The sequence below is a fragment of the Streptomyces sp. NPDC097640 genome, from assembly GCF_040302705.1.
GTDB lineage: Bacteria > Actinomycetota > Actinomycetes > Streptomycetales > Streptomycetaceae > Streptomyces.
The window spans coordinates 245,107-265,391 of sequence record NZ_JBEOSB010000003.1 but is presented as its reverse complement, the minus strand read 5'-3'; the positions used below and the strand labels follow the sequence as shown (position 1 = coordinate 265,391).

Below are 20,285 nucleotides of genomic sequence, written 5' to 3'. Positions count from 1 at the left end.
CAACCCCATAGAGCTCCAGCCGGCGCGCCGCTCTCGTCGCCGTCTGGTTCCCCACCCCTGCCCAGTCACGCCTATTCGACGGGAGCATCTCTCCTCGTGGCCACGTTCCTGTATAAACTCGGCCGATTCGCCTTCCGGCGACGTCGGTTCGTCGCCCTGATATGGGTGGCGCTCCTGGCGGTCGCCGGGGTCGGCGCCGCCACCGCCTCGCAACCCACCAACGACAGCTTCTCCATCCCGGGGACGGAGGCCCAGAAGGCCTTCGACGTACTGGAGCAGCGCTTCCCGGGCGGCAACGCGCAGGGCGCCACCGCCCGCGTGGTCTTCCGGGCACCGGCCGGCGAGAAGATGACCGACGCGGCCAACAAGGCCACCGTCGAGAAGACCGTTCGCGAGCTCCAGTCGGGCTCGAAGGAGGTCGCCTCCGTCACCGACCCGTACAAGGCGGGTGGGGTCAGCAAGGACGGCACCACGGCGTATGTCTCGACCTCGTACAAGGTCAGCGCCATGGAGCTGGAGGACAAGACGCGGGAAGCGCTGAAGGAGGCGGGCCAGGACGCCCGCGCCTCGGGGCTGGCGGTCGAGATCGGCGGTGACGCGCTGGAGCAGTTCCCGGAGACCGGCGCCACCGAGATCATCGGCATCGCGATCTCGGCGGTCGTCCTGCTGATCACCTTCGGCTCGCTGGTCGCCGCCGGGCTGCCGCTGCTCACCGCGATCATCGGGGTCGGCATCGGCATCTCCGGGATCACCGCGCTGGCCACCACGCTGGGTCTGTCCAGCACGACCTCGACGCTGGCGATGATGATCGGCCTCGCGGTCGGCATCGACTACGCGCTGTTCATCGTCTCCCGCTACCGGGCCGAACTGGCCGAGGGGCGGGAGCGGGAGGAGGCCGCCGGGCGCGCGGTGGGCACCGCGGGGTCCGCGGTCGTCTTCGCCGGGCTCACGGTCGTCATCGCCCTCGTCGGCCTCGCGGTCGTCAACATCCCGATGCTCTCCAAGATGGGCTTCGCCGCGGCGGGCACGGTGGTCATCGCCGTTCTGATCGCGATCAGCCTCATCCCGGCGCTGCTGGGGTTCGCGGGCGCCAGGGTGCTGCCCCGCAAGGTCCGCAAGGCCGCCAAGAAGGGCGAGGAGGGCGAGGCGCAGGGCGAGGAGAAGCCCAACGCGGGCACCCGCTGGGCCCGCTTCGTGCTGCGCCGCCCGGTGGCGGTGCTGCTGCTGGGCGTGCTCGGCCTGGGCGCCGCCGCCGTCCCCGTGGCCAGCCTGGAGCTCGGCCTGCCCGACGACGGCTCGCAGCCGACCGACACCACCAAGCGCAAGGCGTACGACCTGATGTCCGACGGCTTCGGCCCGGGCTTCAACGGACCGCTGATGGTGGTCATCGACGCCAAGGGCAGCGACGACCCCAAGGGCGCGGTGGAGCAGGCCCGCAAGACCATCCACGACGTCAAGGGCGTCGCGTCGGTCAGCCGGCCCAATTACAACAAGGAGGTCGACACCGCGACGCTGACGGTCATCTCCAAGTACAAGCCGAGCAGCGTGGACACCGAGCATGTCGTGAACGACATCCGGGACGAGGCCACGTCCCTGAAGTCCGGGACCGGCGCCGAGGTGCTGGTGACCGGGCAGACGGCGATGAACATCGACATCTCGAAGAAGCTGAACGACGCGCTGGTGCCCTACCTGGCCCTCGTCGTCGGGCTGGCCTTCCTGTTGCTGATGGTGGTCTTCCGGTCGCTGCTGGTGCCGCTCAAGGCGGCCCTCGGCTTCCTGCTGTCCGTCGTGGCGGCGCTGGGCGCGGTCGTCGCGGTCTTCCAGTGGGGCTGGGGCGGGAGCCTGTTCAACGTCGAGGAGCCCGGTCCGATCATGAGCATGATGCCGATCTTCATGATCGGTGTCGTCTTCGGCCTGGCGATGGACTACGAGGTCTTCCTCGTGACCCGGATGCGCGAGGCGTTCGTCCACGGCGAGCGGCCGGGCCAGGCCGTGGTCACCGGCTTCAAGCACGGCGCCCGGGTGGTGACCGCGGCCGCGGTCATCATGATGAGCGTCTTCGCCGGGTTCATCGGTTCGTCCGAGTCGATGGTGAAGATGATCGGCTTCGGTCTCGCCATCGCGGTGTTCTTCGACGCGTTCATCGTGCGTATGGCCATCGTTCCGGCGGTGCTCGCCCTGCTCGGCAAGTCTGCGTGGTGGCTGCCGCGCTGGCTGGACAAGGCGCTGCCCAACGTGGACGTGGAGGGCGAGGGGCTGCGCAAGCAGCTCGACCCCGGCCCCGCGGCGCGCGAGGCGCGGGACGACGAGCGGGATCCCGACGCGGATCTGACCCGGGTTTAGGTACCCCCGCTGTTCAGTGCGGCGGCCCTTCGCGAGTACGCGGAGGGCCGCCGCTCACGTGTGTGCGGGGGTTTTCGCGGGTACAGCGCTCTTGCGAATAGGTTGCAATAGCGGGTTACCATCATCGGGCGGATAACCGGATTGGCGGATTCCGTGGATGTATCGGACACCCCCGGCGCAGAAGCGGAGCCCCGCCATGCATGTCCCCGACGGATTCATCGACGCCCCGGTGTCCGTGGCGACCGGCGTGGTCGCCGCCGCCGCGGTCGCCGTCAGCCTGCGCGGCGCCCGGCGGGAGCTGGGGGAGGGCGGGGGCCCGGGTGGCCTGGGTGGTTCGGGTGGCTCGGGTGGTGAGCGGACCGCTCCGCTGGCCGGGCTCGTCGCCGCGTTCATCTTCGCCGTACAGATGCTGAACTTCCCGGTCGCGGCCGGGACCAGCGGGCATCTGCTCGGCGGGGCGCTGGCCGCGATACTCGTCGGCCCGTACACGGGGGTGCTGTGCGTCTCCGTGGTGCTGCTCATGCAGGGCGTGCTCTTCGCCGACGGCGGCCTCACCGCGCTCGGCGTCAACATCACGGACATGGCGGTGGTCACCACGGTGGTGGCGTACGCCGTCTTCCGCGGTCTGCTGAAACTGGCGCCCAGGCGGCGCCGTTCGGTGACCGTCGCCTCCTTCGTCGCTGCCCTGGTGTCCGTACCGGCCGCGGCCGTCGCCTTCACCGGGATCTACGCGCTCGGCGGCACGGCCCATGTCTCGCTCGACAAGGTGTTCACCGCGATGGTCGGGGTGCATGTGCTGATCGGCATCGGCGAGGCCGCGATCACGGCCCTGACCGTCGGCGCGGTGGTGGCCGTACGCCCCGACCTGGTGTACGGCGCGCGGGGGCTGACCCGAACCATGGAGATCCGCACGGTCGCCGTGGCCGCCCCGGGAGCCCCGGCGCGTGCGGGCGGGGCCGCACCGGCAGGGGGTGCGGCGTCGGGGGGCGCCGCAGCTCCGGTGGCCGCCGCCGCCGCGGCCGCGGCCCCGGCGGCGGCGCCCGCCTCGCGGCGGTCCGCGCGCCGGGTGTGGGCGGTCGGCGTCGCGGCCGCGCTGCTGTGCGCCGGTGTGGTCAGCTTCTACGCGTCCGCCAACCCCGACGGCCTGGAGAAGGTCGCCGCCGACAACGGCATCGACAAGAAGACCGAGGACCACGCCGCCCAGGACTCCCCGCTCGCCGACTACGGCGTCAAGGACGTCACCGACGCCCGGCTCTCCGGCGGCCTGGCCGGGGTGATCGGGGTCGGGGCCACCCTCGCCGTCGGCTCCGGGCTGTTCGTGGTCGTACGCCGCCGCGCCAGGAAGGCCGCGGCCGAGCCCGCCGCCGTCCCCGCCGCCCACCACCCGGAAGGGGTCTGACATGGGCGCGGGCCACGCCCACAAGCTCTACCGGGAGGGCCACTCGCCGGTGCACGCTCTCCCGCCGCAGTGCAAGCTCGCCGCGGTGCTCTGCTTCGTCCTGGTCGTCGTCTCCACCCCGCGCGAGGCGGTGTGGGCCTTCGGGGCGTACGCGGCGGTGCTGGCGGCGGTCGCGGCGGTGGCGCGGATCCCGGCGGGGTATCTGCTCCGGCGGCTGCTGATCGAGATCCCCTTCGTGGCCTTCGCCGTGCTGATGCCGTTCGTCGCGGACGGCGAGCGCGTGGCGGTGCTCGGGATGGAGCTCAGCCGCCCCGGCCTGTGGGGCGCCTGGAACATCCTGGCCAAGGGCACGCTCGGGGTCGCCGCGTCCGTGCTGCTGGCCTCCACCACCGAGCTGCGCGCCCTGCTGCTGGGCCTTCAGCGGCTGCGGATGCCGCCGCTGCTGGTCCAGATCGCGTCGTTCATGATCCGCTACGGGGACGTCATCACGGACGAGATGCGCCGCATGCGCATCGCCCGCCAGTCGCGCGGCTTCGAGGCGCGCGGGGTGCGTCAGTGGGGCGTGCTCGCCAAGTCGGCCGGGGCGCTGTTCATCCGCTCCTACGAGCGCGGCGAGCGGGTCCACCTGGCGATGATCAGCCGGGGCTACGCGGGCACGATGCCGGTGATCGACGACATGACCGCGACCCGGGCCCAGTGGCTGTCCGCCGCGACCCTCCCGCTGACCGCGCTGGTGGTCTGCCTGACCGGATGGATATCGATATGACCGTCCCGCCCTCCCCCGCGCCTTCCCTCCGGGTATCTGGCCTGGCCTACGCCTACCCCGACGGCCACCAGGCCCTCTTCGGCGTCGAGCTGGCCGTCGCCCGCGGCGAGCGGGTCGCGCTGCTCGGGCCGAACGGCGCGGGCAAGACCACCCTGGTCCTGCACCTCAACGGCATCCTGGACGCGGGCGCCGGGACGGTCACGGTGGCCGGGCTGCCGGTCTCCAAGGCCAACCTGGCCGAGATCCGCCGCCGTGTCGGCATCGTCTTCCAGGACCCCGACGACCAGCTGTTCATGCCGACCGTGCGCGAGGACGTCGCCTTCGGCCCGGCCGCGTCCGGGCTGCGCGGCGCGGAGCTGGAGCGGCGGGTCGTGGACGCCCTGGAGCGGGTCGGCATGGCGGAGTTCGCCGACCGCCCGCCGCACCACCTCTCCTTCGGGCAGCGGCGGCGGGTGGCGGTCGCGACCGTCCTGGCCATGGAGCCCGAGATCCTGGTGCTGGACGAGCCCTCGTCCAACCTGGACCCAGCCTCGCGCCGCGAACTGGCCGACATCCTGCGCTCCTTGGACGTCACGGTGCTGATGGTCACCCACGACCTGCCGTACGCGCTGGAGCTGTGCCCGCGCTCCGTGGTGCTCAGCGGCGGAGTGATCGCCGCCGACGGCCGTACCCAGGACCTGCTGTGCGACGAGGCCCTGATGCGGGAACATCGACTGGAGTTGCCCTTCGGCTTCGACCCCCGCTCGGTGACCGCCCCGGTCTGAGGTATCCGGCGGGGGCGATGCACCATGGGGGGTGCACGCATCGCCCTCGGCATGGTGGGAGTACGGATCAGTGGTGGACGTCCAGGTCCAGGGCACGGTGGCCGACGGATTCGAACCGGTCCGGGACGCCTTCGTGGACAACTTCGCCCGGCGCGGCGAGCGGGGTGCGGCGGTGACCGTGTACCGGGACGGCGACAAGGTCGTCGACCTGTGGGGCGGCATCAAGGATGTTGAGGGGGGCGCGGACGGCGAGCCGTGGGCCCAGGACACCGCGCAGGTCGTCCGGTCCGTCACCAAGGGCGTCGCCGCCGCCGTACCGCTGCTGCTCCACCAGCGCGGCCAGCTCGACCTCGACGGCCGGGTCGGCACGTACTGGCCGGAGTTCAAGGCGAACGGCAAGGAGCGGGTCCTCGTACGGCATCTGCTCGCGCACCGCGCCGGGGTGCCCGTGCTCGACACCCCGCTGACCCCCGTCCAGGCCATCGACGGCTTCCACGGCCCGCGGGCGGTCGCCGCCCAGCAGCCCGTATGGGAGCCGGGCACCGCGCACGGCTACCACGCGCAGACGTACAGCTGGCTGCTGGGCGAGCTGGTGCGGCGGGTCAGCGGGCGCACCATCGGGCGCTGGATAGCCGAGGAGATAGCCCGGCCGCTCGGCCTCGACCTGTGGCTCGGGCTGCCGGACGGGCAGCGCGGCCGCGTGGGCCGGATCGGGCCCGTGGAGGCCCCGCCGGTGGCCGCCGCGCAGGGCCCGCGGCTGCGGCCCAAGCGGTCGGTGGCCGAGGCGTACCAGAACCCCGACTCGCTCACCCGGCGCGCCTTCGGGGCGATCAGCCCGATGCCCGACGAGAACGACCCCGCCTACCTCGCCGCCGAGTTGCCCGCCTCCGGCGGCGTCGCCACCGCCGACGCGCTGGCCCGCTTCTACGCGGCGCTGATCGGCGCGCTGCCCTCGGGCCCCTCCGCGCGCCCCCTGCGGTCCGGCGGCCGCCTCTTCGCCCCGGCGACGGTGACCCTGGCCCGTACGGAGGAGTCCGCGGGGCCGGATCAGGTGCTGGTCGTCGGCACCCGCTTCGGGCTCGGCTACATGCTGCACGGCCCGGCCTCCCCGCTCCTCAGCCCCGGCTCCTTCGGCCACCCGGGCCGGGGCGGCTCCCTTGCCTTCGCCGACCCCGACGCGGGCATCGGCTTCGGCTATGTCACCAACGGCATGCAGCGCGGCGTCACGGCCGACCCGCGGGCCCAGGCGCTGGTGCGGGCGTTGCGGGCGTCCTTGGCGGCGTCGGAGGCGTAGCGCGCGCCTGCCGCAGGGCGGGGTTTGTCTTCCCCCACCCCGCCCCTTCCCGAAACCGGGGCTGCCGCCCCAGCCCCCGCCGGCGCCGGCGCGGCCGCAAAGTCGGCCCGGCCGCAAGCCGGCCCGACGAAGTCGGTCCGGCAGTTGGTGCTGTCCACAGACCCGCGCATCGAAATCCGTCGAAATTTCCGCGATCTATGGACTGCCCTGTTTTCCGCTACCTAATCTCGCCGAAGCCGTGCGCAGTTGAAAGCGCACCGTCGATGCGTCGAAACCCTTCGATGGGCGTGGGCGTGGGCACGGGCATGGGCATCGGCATGGGCTACGGAGACAGAAGACGGGCAGCACAACATGGTCGGCATCACCGAGGTGGCACGGCACGCGGGCGTCGCGGTCAGCACGGTCTCCTATGTGCTCAGCGGGAAGCGCCCCATATCCCCGCCGACCCGCCGCCGGGTCCTCGACTCCATCGCCACCCTGGGCTACCGGCCCCCGGCCTCCGCCCGCTCGCACACCATCGGGCTGGCCGTGCGCGTCGACGACGGAGCGCACCGTCCGCTGCTCGCCGAGTTCATGCTGTCCGCGAGCGTCGCCGCCCGCCGCCACGACTGCAACGTCCTGCTGCTCACCGACCACGCCGAGCACAGCGTGCTGGACGCGGTGCTGTTCGACGGGCTGATCCTCATGGACATCGGGATCCATGACCCGCGGCTGGAAACCGTACGCTGCCTGCCCGTCCCCACGGTGCTCATCGGCCTGCCCCACGATCCCGCCGGGCTGGCCTGTGTCGACCTGGACTTCCGCGCGGCCGGCCACCTGTGCGTCGACCATCTCGCCGACCTCGGCCATCGTGAAGTGATCCTTCTGGGCGCCCCCGAGGCCGCGTACCGGCGCCGGACCGGATTCGCCGTGCGGACCGTCGCCGGAGCGATGGAGCGGGCCGCCGCCCGCGGTGTCCGGCTCATCCACAGGCCGGTCGAAGGAGACTGGGACAGCACGGCGGGCACCCTGACCCGGGTGCTCCAGGAGCGCCCGGACGCCACCGCGCTGATCGTGCAGAACGAAGCGGCCACCGCTCATCTGACGCCCCTGCTGCGCAGCTTCGGCCGCGCGGTGCCCGAGGACATGTCGCTGGTCGTGCTGGGCTCGGACGCGGTGGCGACGGCAGGCACGCCTCCGCTCAGCTCGATCGCCGTACCGGCCGCCGGACTCACCGAGCGGGCCATCGAGTTGCTCAGGCGGCGGATCGACCAGGGGACCGGGGGAGCGGGCGAGCCTCCGGTCCTGCTGGAGCCGCGGCTCACCGTCCGGGCCAGCACCGGCCCGCCCCCGCCTCCGCCTCCCCGCCCCAGCCCCCTCCCCACTTCTCCGTAGCTTCCCGCGCGGCCGACACCTCCTCGCCGTGGCGGCCGTCCCTCGCCAAGTCGCCCGCAGTCATGCGCGCGATCCCTCCCGCGACCCCGAAGGACCTCCCTTGCCCCCGTGCACCCGCGCAGCCACCGCCGTCTGCGCCGCGCTCGCCCTGACCGCGGCGCTCGGCGGCTGCGGCCTCATCACGGCCGAGACGCCGCCGAACACCCTGACCGTCACGGACTACTACACCGCCGAGCCGGGCAACACCGCACTCACCAAGATCCTCCGGTCCTGCGGAGACCAGGTCGGCGTCACCGTCGAACGCGAGGTCATGCCCCGCGCGCAGCTGGTGCCCAAACTCCTGCGGGACGGCGCCGCGAAGAGCCTCCCTGACCTGGTCCTCAGCGACAATCCCGATCTGCCCAAACTCGCCTCGACCGGCGCTCTCCTGCCGCTCGAGGGGCGAGTGCGCACCGAGGGCTTCTACGACAGCGTGCTCAAGGCCGGCACCTATCGGAACAAGCTGTACGGCGTCGCCCCGGGCGTGAACGGGCTCGCGCTCTTCTACGACAAGGCCGTCTTCGCGAAGGCCGGCCTGGAACCACCGGCCACCTGGGCAGAGCTCCGGGAGACCGCGGCGAAGCTGACGGTGGGCCATCGCTACGGCCTCGCTCTGTCCGCCGTCGCCACCGAGGAGGGCACCTGGCAGTACGAGCCCTTCTTCTGGGGCGCCGGCGCGGACCTCGGACAGCTGGACTCGGCCCGGTCCCGCTCCGCGCTCACGTACTGGACGTCGCTGTTCCGCGACGGATCGGTGTCCACGTCGGCACTGAACTGGCAGCAGTCGGATGTCGCGGAGCAGTTCATCGGCCGCCACGCCGCGATGATGATCAACGGTTCCTGGCAGCTGGCCTCACTCGGCAAGCAGAAGGGGCTCGACTACGGCGTCGTCCCGCTTCCCACGCGGCGCAGCGGCGGCGCACCGGTCACCCCGCTCGGCGGCGAGACCTGGGCGGTACCGAAGGGGGACAAGCAGGACCGGGCCCTCAAGGTCCTCAACTGCGTCCTCAGCCGCGACCACATGCTCCAGTGGGCCCAGCTGCGTGCCGACATCCCCGCCGACCCGGCCGTAGCGAAGCGGCTGGTGAAGCAGCAGCCGGATCTCGCCCCGTTCGTGGCCAGCGCGCCCACGGCCCGGTCCCGCACCGCCGAACTCGGCACCGCCTACCCGACCGTCTCCGAGGCGCTGCGCACCGCACTCCAACAGGCCGTGACCGGACAGCTGAGCCCGGCGAAGGCCCTCGCGGCCGCTCAGCGCCAGGCCCAGTCGGCAGACCACTGATCAGGCGAGGTGCCCACCATGACAACCCTTCTGGACAAGCCCGTCCGCACGGCGGCGCATTCGGACGGCCGGGCGGCCGCCGTCGCCCGCCGGGCGCGGCTGGCGCGCATGAGCTTCTATGTGCCGGCCGTGCTCTACCTGGTGATCTTCTTCGGATACCCGATCGTCGCGAATCTGGTGATGTCCTTCCAGAACTACTCCGTGACGTCCTTCTACGACGGCGACGCACCGTTCACCGGGCTCGCCAACTACGCCGGGATCCTCACCGACGACCTCTTCTCCACCACGCTGTGGAACACGGCCGTCTTCACCCTCGCCTCGCTGATCCTCCAGTTCGCCATCGGCCTCGGCCTCGCGCTGTTCTTCCGCCGCCGCTTCCCGCTCAGCGGCACACTGCGCGCCCTGCTCCTGCTGCCCTGGCTGCTCCCGCTGCTGGTCTCCGGCACCGTCTTCCGCTGGCTGCTCGACCAGGACTACGGCGTCATCAACCAGGTGCTGCTCAACCTGCACCTGATCAGCGACCCCGTCCCCTGGCTGGTCAGCCCCGACCACGCCATGACGGCCGTCGTCATCGCCAACGTATGGATCGGCATCCCCTTCAACATGGTGATTCTGTACGGCGGCCTCCAGTCCATCCCGCCGCAGCTGTACGAAGCGGCCTCGCTGGACGGCGCGGGCGCCTGGCAGAAGTTCCGCCACCTCACCTGGCCCCTGCTGCGCCCGGTCAGCTCGGTCGTCGTGATGCTCGGACTGATCTACACGATCAAGGCGTTCGACGTCGTCATGGTGCTCACCCAAGGCGGCCCCGCCGACTCCACCCAGCTGCTGTCCACCTGGTCCTACCAGCTCTCCTTCACCAACCTGCGGTTCGGCCAGGGCGCCGCGGTCAGCAACGTCCTCATCGTCATCGCCATGCTCTGCGCGCTCGTGTACCTGCGGGCGGTCCGCGCCGAACAGTCCGAGAGGTAGTCCCGATGTCCCCTGCCGCCCTGACCACCGCCCGCCGCTGGTGCAGCACGGGCATCGCACTGCTGATCGTCGGCGTTCTGCTCTTCCCGCTGTACTGGATGTTCAACGCCTCGCTCCAGCCGTCTCAGGCCTTGCTGAGCATCCCGCCCAAGTGGTTCCCCACCGACCCGACCCTCGACGGATACCGCGCCGCCTTCGACACCCAGGGCCGGCATCTGGTCATCAGCCTCTTCGTGGCCTGCGGCAATGTGGTGCTCACCCTCGCCCTGTCGGCCCCGCTGGCCTGGGCGCTGGCGAAGTTCCGGCTGCGCTGGGCCGCGGGGCTCCTGTTCGTCCTGCTGATCGTGCAGATGGTGCCGGGCATCGTGAAGGCCAACTCGCTGTTCACGCTCTACAGCGAGATCGGGCTGCTCAACAACACCATCGGGCTGATGCTGGCCCAGTCCACCCTCTCGGTGCCGTTCGCCGCGGTGCTGCTCCGTGCGCAACTGCGCGATATCCCCACCGAGGTCATCGAGGCCGCGGCGCTGGACGGCGCCGGCTCCTGGCGTACGTTCCTTCGGATCGTCGTCCCCATGAGCCGCAACGGCCTGATCACCGCCGGCCTGTTCGCGTTCCTCTTCTCCTGGGCGGACTTCCTCTTCGCGATCACCCTGACCTCGCGCGACGCCGTGACCCCGGTGACCGTCGGCATCTATCGCTTCATCGGCGCCAACGCCACCGACTGGAACGCCCTGATGGCCTCCGCCGTCATCGCCTCCGTACCCGCGGCGGTGCTGCTGGTCATCGCCCAGCGGTATATCGCGGTCGGCATCACCGGCGGCTCGGTCAAGGACTGACCTCCGCCCACGGTCCACCGCATCTCCTCTCACGCACTGGAGCAGTACGTTGAACACTTTCCGGGAACACGACGGCGCCCTGGAGTGGCGCGGCGGTCACGAGTCGCTGCGCATCGAGCCCTGGGGGCCGGACTCCGTCCGCGTACGGGCGGCCCTGGGCCCCGTGCGCGACGACATCCCCGGCGCCCTGCTGGAGCACCCCGGCACCACGGCCGAGATCACCGTCCCGGATCTGACCGGTCTGACCGTCTTCAAGAACGGACTCGGTTCACCCGCCGACGCCGTTCCCTGCGCGCGCCTGGTCAACGGCCGTATCACCGCGGAGCTGACCGCCGAGGGCATGCTGCGCTTCGTGCGTACCGCGGACGGTGCGGAGCTGCTCGCGGAGCGCCCCGCACACTTCTGGTGGCCCGGAAGCCGTGTCCACATGCCGACCGGGCACGGCTACCACCGCCTCGAACAGAACTTCACGGCGTACGAAGGAGAGCGGCTGTACGGCCTCGGGCAGCGCCAGCACGGGCTGCTCGACCAGAAGGGCACCGTCATCGACCTGGTGCAGCGCAACACGGAGATCACGATCCCGTTCGTGCTCTCCAACCGTGGCTACGGCCTGCTGTGGAACAGCCCCGCCGTCGGCCGGGTCGAAATGGTGCGCACCGGCACCCGGTGGGTGGCCGACAGCGCCCGCCAGATCGACTACTGGATCACCGCGGGCGACCAGCCCGCCGACATCCTCCGCTCCTATGCCGACGCCACCGGTCACGCCCCCGCGTTTCCCGACTGGGCCACCGGGTTCTGGCAGTGCAAGCTGCGCTACCGCACCCAGCGGGAACTCCTGGACGTCGTCCGCGAGCACAAGCGCCGGGGCCTGCCGATGTCCGTGGTCGTCGCCGACTTCTTCCACTGGACGCGGCTGGGCGACTGGAAGTTCGACCCGGCGGAGTGGCCCGACCCGGCCGCCATGGTCCGGGAACTGGACGAGCTCGGCGTCAAGCTGATGGTGTCCATCTGGCCCTCGGTCAACCGCTCGAGCGAGAACTACGACGAACTGGAGCGCCGCGGCCTGTTCGCGGCCAACGAGTACGGCACCGCGGCCCACGCCACCTGGGTCGACAAGGGCGCCGACCACCGCGTCATGGTCTCCTTCTACGATCCGACGAACCCCGAGACCCGCGCATACGTGTGGTCCAAGGTCCAGGAGAACTATCAGCGGCTGGGCATCAACCTGTGGTGGCTCGACGCCTGCGAGCCCGAGATGAAGCCGGGCCACCCGGCCAATCTCCGCTACCACGCGGGCCACGGCCAGGAGGTGGCCAATCTCTACCCCCGGGAGAACGCCCGCCTCTTCCACGAGGGCATGGCCGCCTCCGGCAACACGGACGGCATGTCGTTCTCCCGCTCCGCCTGGGCGGGCAGCCAGCGTTACGGCACCGCCGTGTGGTCCGGCGACATCGGCACCGACTTCGCCGCCCTGCGCGCCCAGATCGCGGCGGGCCTCAACATCGGTCTGTCCGGGATCCCCTGGTGGACCACCGACATCGGCGGCTTCCACGGCGGGGACCCCGACGACCCCGCGTACCGTGAAGTCCTCATCCGCTGGTTCCAGTTCGGCGCGCTGTGCCCGATATTCCGGCTGCACGGCTTCCGGCTGCCGTGGCTGCCGCTGGGCGGCGAGATGACCGGCGGCCCCAACGAGGTGTGGTCGTACGGCGAGGAGGCGTACGACATCATGCGCGGTTACCTGGAGCTGCGCGAACGGCTCCGCCCGTACATCGCCGAACAGATGGCCACCGCCGCCCGTGAGGGCCTGCCCCCGATGCGCCCGCTGTTCCTCGAGTTTCCCGAGGACGAGACGGCCTGGACCGTGGCCGATCAGTATCTGCTCGGCCCCGACCTGATGGTCGCCCCCGTCACCGAGGCCGGTGCCACCCGCCGCGAGGTACACCTGCCGGCCGGCGCCCGCTGGCGGTGTGCCTGGACGGGCACCGTGTACGAGGGCGGTACGCGGCCCACACTCGACGCCCCGATCGACCGCATTCCGCTGCTGTTGCGCGACAGCGCACAACTGCCCGTGGCCGGATGAACGCGCGCGGCGTCGCACGGCGGCCCCGGCCGAAGGCCCGGCTCAGCGGCGCAGGGCGGTCTCGCGTTCCATGCGCGACAGCTTCTCGGGGTTGCGCACGGCGTAGAGCCCGGTGATGAGGCCGTCGTCGAGGCGCACCGCGAGGACGGTGTCGATCCCGTCGCCGAGGCGGAGGATCAGCGCCGGGTAGCCGTTGACCTGTGCCGGTTCCAGCACGGCCGAGGCGGCGACCCTGCCCAGCACACGGGCCACCTGGTCGGCCCCCACGACGGGCACCAGCGCGGCCTGGACGACGCCGCCACCGTCGCCCAGCAGGACGACGTCCGGCGCGAGAAGGTCGAGCAGGTGCCGCAGATCGCCGGTCCTGACCGCCTGCTGGAACGCCTGGAGCGCGTCGCGGGTCTCGGCCGCGGACACCGCTCCGCGCGGCCGGCGGGCCGCGACGTGGCTCCGCGCCCGGTGGGCGATCTGACGGACCGCTGCGGGGCTCTTGTCGACGGCTTCGGCGATCTCGTCATAGTCCACGTCGAACACCTCGCGCAGCACGAACACCGCCCGCTCGGTCGGGGTGAGCGTCTCCAGCACCAGCAGCATCGCCATCGAGACGCTGTCGGCCAACTCGACGTCCTCGGCCACGTCCGGGGCGGTCAGCAGCGGCTCGGGCAGCCAGGGGCCGACGTAGGACTCCTTGCGGCGGCGGAGCGTACGCAGCCGGCCGAGCGCCTGGCGGGTGGTGATGCGGACCAGGAAGGCGCGCTGATTCCGCACGGTGCCGAGGTCCACGTCCGCCCACCGCAGCCAGGTCTCCTGGAGGACGTCCTCGGTGTCGGCGACCGAGCCGAGCATCTCGTAGGCGATGGTGAACAGCAGGTTGCGGTGGGCGACGAACGCCTTGGTCGCCGACTCCACGGAGGAGTCCGCCGTGTCCTCCGTCGGCTCGCTGCGCTCGCTCAAGGTCGGCTCCCGCCTGTTCGTTCTCGACTGTTCCACACGCACGAGACGCCGGTCACCACCGTTTTGTGACACCCGGATGTGGTGGCGCAGGTCACACGGCCGGGGCGTCACAGGGATGGGGGCGGCGGCATCTCGTGTGCGTCGGACGCCGCGCGAACGATCCGCGCGGCGAGCCATACAACAGATGAGGACCAAGCCATGGAACCCCGTTTCGACCTGATGGCCAACGAGCTCGGCGCCAAGATCAGCAAGCGGTTCTACAACGTGAGCCTGGCGATCCAGCAGTCGTCGCTGCCCCGGGCCACCCAGGAGCTGGTGATGATGCGCGCCAGCCAGATCAACGGCTGCGGCTTCTGCCTGGACTTCCACACCAAGGACGCCGCGGCCGCCGGGGAGACCGCGGTGCGGCTCAACCTGGTCGCCGCCTGGCGCGAGTCCACCGTGTTCACCGAGGCCGAGCGCGCCGCGCTGGCCCTCGTCGAAGAGGGCACCCGGCTCGCCGACGCCAACCTCGGCGTCTCCGACCAGACCTGGGCCCAGGTGCGCGAGCACTACGACGACGACCAGACCGCGGCCCTGGTCTACCTGGTCGCCACGATCAACGCGGCCAACCGGCTCGGCGTGATCCTGCGCAACCCGGGCGGTTCCTACCAGCCCGGCGTGTTCGCCGACATGGCGAACTGACCGGCAGCCGCACCACGGCCCGGCCCGGAACCGTCGCTCCGGGCCGGGCCGGGCCGACTCGGCTGTGCGGTTGTGGATGGTCGCCTCTAGCCCCCCGACGGCGCCACCAGGCCCGCCTCGTAGGCGAGGATCACCAGCTGCACCCGGTCGCGGGCGTCGAGCTTGGCGAGCAGCCGGGTCAGATAGGTCTTGGCGGTGGCGATGCTGATGCACAGCCGGTCGGCGATCTCGGCGTTGGACAGGCCGCTGCCGACCAGGGTCAGCACCTCGCGCTCCCGGTCGGTGATGCCGCCGAGCTCCGCCCGCCGCGGGGGTGTGGCCGCGGGGCGGGCGGCGAACTCCTTGATCAGGCGGCGGGTGACGGCCGGGGCGATCAGCGCGTCCCCGGCGGCGACGACGCGGACCGCGGCGAGGATGTCGTCCAGGGCCATGTCCTTGACCAGGAACCCGGAGGCCCCGGCGCGCAGCGCCCCGTAGACGTAATCGTCGTCGTCGAAGGTCGTCAGGACGACCACGCGGGTCTCGCCGGGGCCCGTGGTGATCAGCCGGGTGGCCTCGATGCCGTCCGTGCCGGGCATCCGGATGTCCATCACCACGACGTCCGGGGCGAGTTCCGCGGTCAGCCGGACCGCTTCGGCGCCGTCCCCGGCCTCGGCGACGACCTTGAGGTCCGGGGTGTCGGTGATGACCATCCGCAGGGCGGCGCGGACGAGGGGCTGGTCGTCGGCGAGGAGGACTTGGACGGTCATCCGGCTGCGGCCTCCGCCTTCGTCGTGAGCGGCAGTCGGGCCGTCACCAGGAAGCCGCCGCCGCGCCGGGGCCCGGCGGTGAAGTCGCCGTGCAGCAGGGCGACCCGCTCGCGCATGCCGACCAGGCCGTATCCCGTGTCGTGCCCGGCGTCCGCGCCGGTGCCCGTGCCGCGGTCGCGGACCTCGATGGCCAGCTCGTCCTCGCTGTAGTCGACGCTCACCCGGCAGGAGCCGGCGCCCGAGTGCCGTACGACATTGGTCACCGACTCCTGGATGATCCGGAACGCCGCGAGGTCGATGTCCGCGGGCAGCGGGCGGCGCCTGCCCTGCCACCACACCTCGACGCGGACCCCGGCGGCGGTCGTGGTCGTGACCAGCCGCTCCACGTCCGCGAGGCCCGCGGCCGGCCGCAGCGGGGACGGCGCGGGCTCCCGGTCCGCCTCGCGCAGCGCGCCCAGCATCCGCCGCAGCCCGGACAGCGTTTCGCGGCCCGTCCTCTCCACGGCGAGCATCGCCTCGCGGGCCTTGTCCGGCTGGGTTTCGATGACCCGGGCGGCGGCGCCGGACTGGAGGGCGATGATGCCGATGCTGTGGGCCACCGTGTCATGCATCTCGCGGGCGATCCGCAGCCGCTCGGCGGTGACGGCCTGGGCGGCGGCCTGGGCGTGCAACTCCTCGGTGTGGAGCCGGGACTGGCGCACCGAGTTGCCGAGGAGCCAGCCGATCACCACGGTCAGGGCGATGTACGGCTCGGGGGCGACACCGCCGTCGTGGATGCCGAGGCCCTGCCTCAGGAGGACGTAGCAGGGCAGCGTGGCCAGTGCCGCCGCGGCCGCGTTGAGCGAGGACCGCCGGGGCCGGACGGCCGCGACGTAAGCGAGGGCGACGTCCACCCCCAGGTACTGAATGGGCGGGATCTTGTCCTGGCGCCATGCCAGCGTCGAGGCGAGCGTGCCGGCCAGCAGCAGCCCGTACCCCAGCGAAGTCCTGCGGCGCAGCAGCGCACATCCGGCCAGGACCAGGGCGAAGGCGAGGGCGAGCAGCAGCTTGGCGGACAGCGGGTCCAGGCCCTGCCGGGGGTAGCTGAGCGAGTACATCTGCCGCGGGGGCATCAGGACGTACTTCACGATGGGGTCCAGCGCCGCCGCGAACCACACCAGCCCCACCCACAGGCCCGGCGATATGCGCTTGAGCAGCGGGAGAGGCAGAGAGGCGGACATGGCGGGATAGTAACCGCGGGGCCTGCGGCCGGACATCGGACCGTGGCTGTACAACCAGGGTCGACAACGCCGCCCGGCGATTGTCGGCGCTGGGCCGACGACGCGCGGGGCCGTCCACCGGCACCGTTGCCCCCGTGATCGAAGTCAACCGACTCACCAAGCGATACGGCGGCACGACCGCCGTCAAGGACCTGACCTTCACCGTGGACCCCGGGCAGGTGACCGGGTTCCTGGGGCCGAACGGCGCGGGCAAGAGCACCACGCTGCGGATGATCCTCGGCCTGCACGAGCCCACCGGCGGCACCGTCACCGTCGAGGGCCGCCCCTTCGCCTCCCGCCCCCGCGGGCTGCGCCACGTCGGCTCGCTGCTGGACGCGCAGGAGGTGCACGGCGGACGCAGCGCGGTGGCGCATCTGTCCGCCCTGGCGCGCGGCAACCGCATCCCGCGGCGCCGGGTCGACGAGGTGCTGGAGCAGGTCGGCCTCGCCAAGGTCGCCCGGCGCCGCATCGGCGGCTTCTCGCTCGGCATGAAGCAGCGGCTCGGCATCGCGTCCGCGCTGCTCGGCGACGCGCCGGTGCTGCTCTTCGACGAGCCGCTCAACGGACTGGACCCGGAGGGCGTGAAGTGGGTGCGCGAGCTGTTCCGGGGGCTGGCCGCAGAGGGGCGCACCGTGTTCGTCTCCAGCCATCTGATGTCCGAGATGGAGCACACCGCCGATCAGTTGATCGTCATCGGCCGGGGCGAGCTGATCGCGGCGGAGAGCCTCGAGGAGTTCTCGGCCCGCGGCACCCGGCAGAGCGTCGAGGTGCGCACGCCCGCCGCCACCGTCCTGCGGGACGTGCTCACGGCCGAGGGCGCGGCGGTGCGCACGGACGGTGAGACGCTGACCGTGACCGGTCTGGGTGCGGCCCGGATCGGGGAACTCGCTCAGGCCAACGGCGTTCCGCTGCACCACCTCAGCGCCCGGTCCGCCTCGCTGGAAGAGGCGTTCATGGAACTCACCGCCGACAGCGTCCAGTACCTCACGGGGGAGTCCCGATGACCGCGACCGCCGTGTACCTTCGTGCCGCCGAGCCCCGCCCCCGGTTCGGCGATCTGGTCGCCGCCGAGTGGATCAAGCTACGGTCGCTGCGCTCGACCTGGTTCGGGTACGGGGCGACCGCCCTGGCCGTCGTCGCGTTCAACGTCGGCACCGCCTATGACACCTACCGCTACTGGGGTCAGCAGAACCCGGACGGCCCGGAGGGCTTCGTCCGGGCCGGGATGCCGCTGGACGAGGCGTTCACCTCCAATGCCGCCATCGTCATGATGCTCGCCCTCGGCGCCCTCGGTGCCATGGCGATCGTGGGGGAGTACGCGTCGGGCACCATCCGTACGACGTTCGCGGCCGTTCCGGCGCGGCGTTCGGTGATGGCGGCCAAGGCGGTGGTGGTCGCGGTGGTCGCGGCCGTGTTCGGCGCGTTCGTCGCGGGGGTCTCGTTCGCCGCGACCCAGGCGATCCTTGATCAGCGGGGCGCGGGCGTCTCGCTCGGCGACCCCGGCGCGCTGCGTGTCGTGGTGGCCTCCGCGCTCCTCGCGCCGCTGTGCGCGCTCGTCGGCCTGGCGCTGGGCACGGTGGTCCGGCAGACAGCGGGCACCATGATCGCCTCCGTCCTGGTTCTCCTGGTGCTGCCGCTGGTGTTCACCGACGGCCGCCGCTGGTCGGCGACCGCCTCTCACGACACGCTCTACCAGGCGTGGCGTCGGCTGGTGACCATCGATTACCGCCCGCTGCACTACCCGTGGACGATCGGGGGAGCCTGGACCGTCTACGCGGTGTGGGCGGTGGCCGCGGCCGCCATCTCCGTCGTCGGTGTGCACCGGCGCGATCAGTGAGCGGAGGTGTCACCGGCGCGCGGTGAGCGCGCCGTACGCCCCCTGCTGACCCCATGCGCCGTCCAGCGCCCGCACAAGCGGGTTCCAGGGGCCAAGGGTCCCTATGCCAGCGGCTCTTGCTTCCCCACACTGGAAGGCCTTCCGGCTGGTCGGCGCCCTCGCGGGCGGTGTGACCGCCGGGAGCAGGGGGGTTCGGGGGAAGCGGGGGAACCGCGTGGTTCTGCGACGGGGACGGTCGCCTTCGCGGCCGGAGGAGGGGCGTCGTGCGCCCGGTGTGAAGGTCTCGTACCGGCGGGCGCGGCCGGGCGCCGGGTCGTCGGTCCATCGGCACCGGCTGGCGTGGCGCGACATGGAATGGCAGATGCTCCGCATCCTGCTGATCTTCCGGCTGATGCACGGCATCCAGCTGGCCGTGACCGTGCCCGGCATCGCCGGGCACACCCGGCACGCCGGGCGGGCGCTGGTGCTGCTGCTCGCGGTGCTGGCCGAGTCCCTGTGGTTCGCCCAGCACATCTTCCGCAACCACCGGCGCCTCCTCGCGCGGGACGCCGGAGGGGAGCCGGACGCGGCACCGCCCGCCGGGACGGCGGCGCCCGGCGGAGCGGCGCCGCCCGGCGGAGCCGCGGCGCAGGGGCCGACGGTGTACGACTCCACCGCGGCGGCCGTCGAACTGGGCTCCGCCGTCGTCTTCTTATGGGCCTGCGCCCTGGTCGTGGGGCAGAACCGGGCCGCCGACATGGCCCCGCTGCTGGTCCTGACCACCGAGCAGATCTCCGGCGCTGGCGTCGGCTCGGCCCTCGGCCAGCGGCTGCGCGTGCTCGTCGGGGGCACGGCCGCCATCGCCGCCTCGTACGCCGCGGTCATCGCGCTGGGCGACCCGTCGGCGCTGGGCCACCCCGATGTGCTGATCGGGCTCACCGGGTATGTGGCGCTGGCCTATCTCATCCGGCGCGGCGGCATCTTCCTGCTGCAACTCTCCGCCGACCTCGGCGACATGAGTCTCCAGCTGCACGAGCAGGAACAGCGGCGGCTGCTCGCCATCGAGCTGCACAACCACCTCGGGCACACCCTCAACGCCTTCCAGCGGGTCGACATCACCGACCCCGGGCAGCTCGACTCGCTGCGCAGGTCCGCGGTGGTGGCCCGGGAGCGGCTGGCCACCTTCATCGCCACCGGGCGGTTCAGCGAGTCGGTGCCGCTGATCGGCATGGTGCACCGGCAGGTCGCGCTGGCCACCAACGACCGGCTGACCGTGGAGCCGATCATCCCTGACCGCGTGGTCGAGGCGGCGGCCCGGATCCAGCCCGCCGAGGTGGAGCTGCTGGAGCCCGCCCTGCGGGCGCTGCTGATCAATGTGCCGCGCAGCGCGCGGGTGCGCGACGCGGTGCTGCATGTGGATGTGATCGCGGGCGGGGAGAGCGGTGACGCCCGCGAGGCGGTGGAGCTGGTGGTCACCGACCACGGCGCCGGGTTCCCGCCCGAGGTGCTGGCGGGCGGGGTGGCCCGGATGCGGTCGCTCGCGGTCCACGAGCGGCTGCTGCGGGAGCGGGGCGGGGCGCTGCGGGTGCGGTCGGTCAGCGGGCTCACGCAGGTGACGCTCACCCTCCCCATCGCGTCGCCCGCCCGGAAGAAGGCGTAGCGCACATGTCG

At 72.1% G+C, this 20,285-nt stretch carries 17 protein-coding genes; 14 read left to right on the top strand and 3 right to left on the bottom strand.

Annotated features, from left to right (window positions below):
- The first annotated feature begins 96 nt into the window (after positions 1-96).
- The 10 genes from ABTY62_RS05590 to ABTY62_RS05545 all read left to right on the top strand — a co-directional run bounded on the left by ABTY62_RS05590 (position 97) and on the right by ABTY62_RS05545 (position 13,152).
- Positions 97-2,343, top strand: coding sequence for an MMPL family transporter (locus ABTY62_RS05590; RefSeq protein WP_352128081.1), 2,247 nt, complete (start codon positions 97-99; stop codon positions 2,341-2,343).
- Positions 2,344-2,539: 196 nt separating this feature from the next.
- Entirely contained in the window at positions 2,540-3,742 is a 1,203-nt protein-coding gene (locus tag ABTY62_RS05585) for an energy-coupling factor ABC transporter permease (RefSeq protein ID WP_352128080.1), read from the top strand.
- A gap of 1 nt (position 3,743) precedes the next feature.
- Positions 3,744-4,508, top strand: coding sequence for a cobalt ECF transporter T component CbiQ (gene cbiQ / locus ABTY62_RS05580; RefSeq protein WP_352128079.1), 765 nt, complete (start codon positions 3,744-3,746; stop codon positions 4,506-4,508).
- Positions 4,505-5,272, top strand: coding sequence for an energy-coupling factor ABC transporter ATP-binding protein (locus ABTY62_RS05575; protein ID WP_352128078.1), 768 nt, complete (start codon positions 4,505-4,507; stop codon positions 5,270-5,272). The genes cbiQ and ABTY62_RS05575 overlap by 4 nt, the downstream gene beginning before the upstream one ends.
- A 73-nt stretch (positions 5,273-5,345) precedes the next feature.
- Entirely contained in the window at positions 5,346-6,566 is a 1,221-nt protein-coding gene (locus ABTY62_RS05570; RefSeq protein ID WP_352128077.1) for a serine hydrolase domain-containing protein, read from the top strand.
- A 351-nt stretch (positions 6,567-6,917) separates the two neighbouring features.
- Positions 6,918-7,940: a LacI family DNA-binding transcriptional regulator gene (locus ABTY62_RS05565; protein WP_352128076.1), complete on the top strand. Its 1,023-nt coding sequence runs from the start codon at positions 6,918-6,920 to the stop codon at positions 7,938-7,940.
- A gap of 100 nt (positions 7,941-8,040) precedes the next feature.
- Positions 8,041-9,261: a sugar ABC transporter substrate-binding protein gene (locus ABTY62_RS05560; RefSeq protein WP_352128075.1), complete on the top strand. Its 1,221-nt coding sequence runs from the start codon at positions 8,041-8,043 to the stop codon at positions 9,259-9,261.
- An 18-nt stretch (positions 9,262-9,279) separates the two neighbouring features.
- A complete protein-coding gene (locus ABTY62_RS05555) occupies positions 9,280-10,230 on the top strand; it encodes a carbohydrate ABC transporter permease (RefSeq protein ID WP_352128074.1) in 951 nt (316 codons plus the stop codon).
- Positions 10,231-10,235: 5 nt separating this feature from the next.
- Positions 10,236-11,069: a carbohydrate ABC transporter permease gene (locus ABTY62_RS05550; RefSeq protein ID WP_352128073.1), complete on the top strand. Its 834-nt coding sequence runs from the start codon at positions 10,236-10,238 to the stop codon at positions 11,067-11,069.
- A gap of 49 nt (positions 11,070-11,118) precedes the next feature.
- Positions 11,119-13,152 carry a glycoside hydrolase family 31 protein gene (locus tag ABTY62_RS05545; protein WP_352128072.1) on the top strand — a complete coding sequence of 678 codons (2,034 nt, stop codon included), beginning with the start codon at positions 11,119-11,121 and terminating at the stop codon, positions 13,150-13,152.
- A gap of 42 nt (positions 13,153-13,194) precedes the next feature.
- Here the strand turns inward: ABTY62_RS05545 and ABTY62_RS05540 are convergent, their stop codons facing one another.
- Positions 13,195-14,106: an RNA polymerase sigma-70 factor gene (locus ABTY62_RS05540; RefSeq protein WP_352128071.1), complete on the bottom strand. Its 912-nt coding sequence runs from the start codon at positions 14,104-14,106 to the stop codon at positions 13,195-13,197.
- A gap of 198 nt (positions 14,107-14,304) precedes the next feature.
- On the opposite strand from ABTY62_RS05540, the gene ABTY62_RS05535 reads away from it, so the two are divergent.
- Positions 14,305-14,790, top strand: a complete 486-nt coding sequence (locus ABTY62_RS05535) for a carboxymuconolactone decarboxylase family protein (RefSeq protein WP_352128070.1) — start codon at positions 14,305-14,307, stop codon at positions 14,788-14,790.
- 86 nt (positions 14,791-14,876) lie between these two features.
- On the opposite strand, the gene ABTY62_RS05530 is transcribed toward ABTY62_RS05535, so the two are convergent.
- Together ABTY62_RS05530 and ABTY62_RS05525 are read right to left on the bottom strand one after the other, a co-directional pair.
- Positions 14,877-15,539: a response regulator gene (locus tag ABTY62_RS05530; RefSeq protein ID WP_352128069.1), complete on the bottom strand. Its 663-nt coding sequence runs from the start codon at positions 15,537-15,539 to the stop codon at positions 14,877-14,879.
- Positions 15,536-16,759, bottom strand: coding sequence for a sensor histidine kinase (locus ABTY62_RS05525; protein ID WP_352128068.1), 1,224 nt, complete (start codon positions 16,757-16,759; stop codon positions 15,536-15,538). Before ABTY62_RS05525 ends, ABTY62_RS05530 begins: the two co-directional genes overlap by 4 nt.
- Before the next feature lie 134 nt (positions 16,760-16,893).
- Between ABTY62_RS05525 and ABTY62_RS05520 the strand changes: the two genes are divergently transcribed.
- From ABTY62_RS05520 to ABTY62_RS05510, 3 genes are all read left to right on the top strand, one after another.
- On the top strand, positions 16,894-17,802 hold the full coding sequence (locus ABTY62_RS05520; RefSeq protein WP_352128067.1) for an ABC transporter ATP-binding protein: 909 nt from the start codon (positions 16,894-16,896) through the stop codon (positions 17,800-17,802).
- Entirely contained in the window at positions 17,799-18,635 is an 837-nt protein-coding gene (locus ABTY62_RS05515; protein ID WP_352128066.1) for an ABC transporter permease, read from the top strand. The genes ABTY62_RS05520 and ABTY62_RS05515 overlap by 4 nt, the downstream gene beginning before the upstream one ends.
- A 361-nt stretch (positions 18,636-18,996) precedes the next feature.
- Positions 18,997-20,274, top strand: a complete 1,278-nt coding sequence (locus tag ABTY62_RS05510; RefSeq protein WP_352128065.1) for a sensor histidine kinase — start codon at positions 18,997-18,999, stop codon at positions 20,272-20,274.
- Positions 20,275-20,285: the final 11 nt, after the last annotated feature.

Bases quoted from the DNA above. Each gene is read 5' to 3' on its own strand.
- ABTY62_RS05585 (WP_352128080.1), top strand. From the start codon at position 2,540: ATGCATGTCCCCGACGGATTCATCGACGCCCCGGTGTCCGTGGCGACC.
- cbiQ (WP_352128079.1), top strand. From the start codon at position 3,744: ATGGGCGCGGGCCACGCCCACAAGCTCTACCGGGAGGGCCACTCGCCG.
- ABTY62_RS05575 (WP_352128078.1), top strand. From the start codon at position 4,505: ATGACCGTCCCGCCCTCCCCCGCGCCTTCCCTCCGGGTATCTGGCCTG.
- ABTY62_RS05565 (WP_352128076.1), top strand. From the start codon at position 6,918: ATGGTCGGCATCACCGAGGTGGCACGGCACGCGGGCGTCGCGGTCAGC.
- ABTY62_RS05555 (WP_352128074.1), top strand. From the start codon at position 9,280: ATGACAACCCTTCTGGACAAGCCCGTCCGCACGGCGGCGCATTCGGAC.
- ABTY62_RS05550 (WP_352128073.1), top strand. From the start codon at position 10,236: ATGTCCCCTGCCGCCCTGACCACCGCCCGCCGCTGGTGCAGCACGGGC.
- ABTY62_RS05535 (WP_352128070.1), top strand. From the start codon at position 14,305: ATGGAACCCCGTTTCGACCTGATGGCCAACGAGCTCGGCGCCAAGATC.
- ABTY62_RS05530 (WP_352128069.1), bottom strand. From the start codon at position 15,539: ATGACCGTCCAAGTCCTCCTCGCCGACGACCAGCCCCTCGTCCGCGCC.
- ABTY62_RS05525 (WP_352128068.1), bottom strand. From the start codon at position 16,759: ATGTCCGCCTCTCTGCCTCTCCCGCTGCTCAAGCGCATATCGCCGGGC.
- ABTY62_RS05515 (WP_352128066.1), top strand. From the start codon at position 17,799: ATGACCGCGACCGCCGTGTACCTTCGTGCCGCCGAGCCCCGCCCCCGG.
- ABTY62_RS05510 (WP_352128065.1), top strand. From the start codon at position 18,997: ATGCTCCGCATCCTGCTGATCTTCCGGCTGATGCACGGCATCCAGCTG.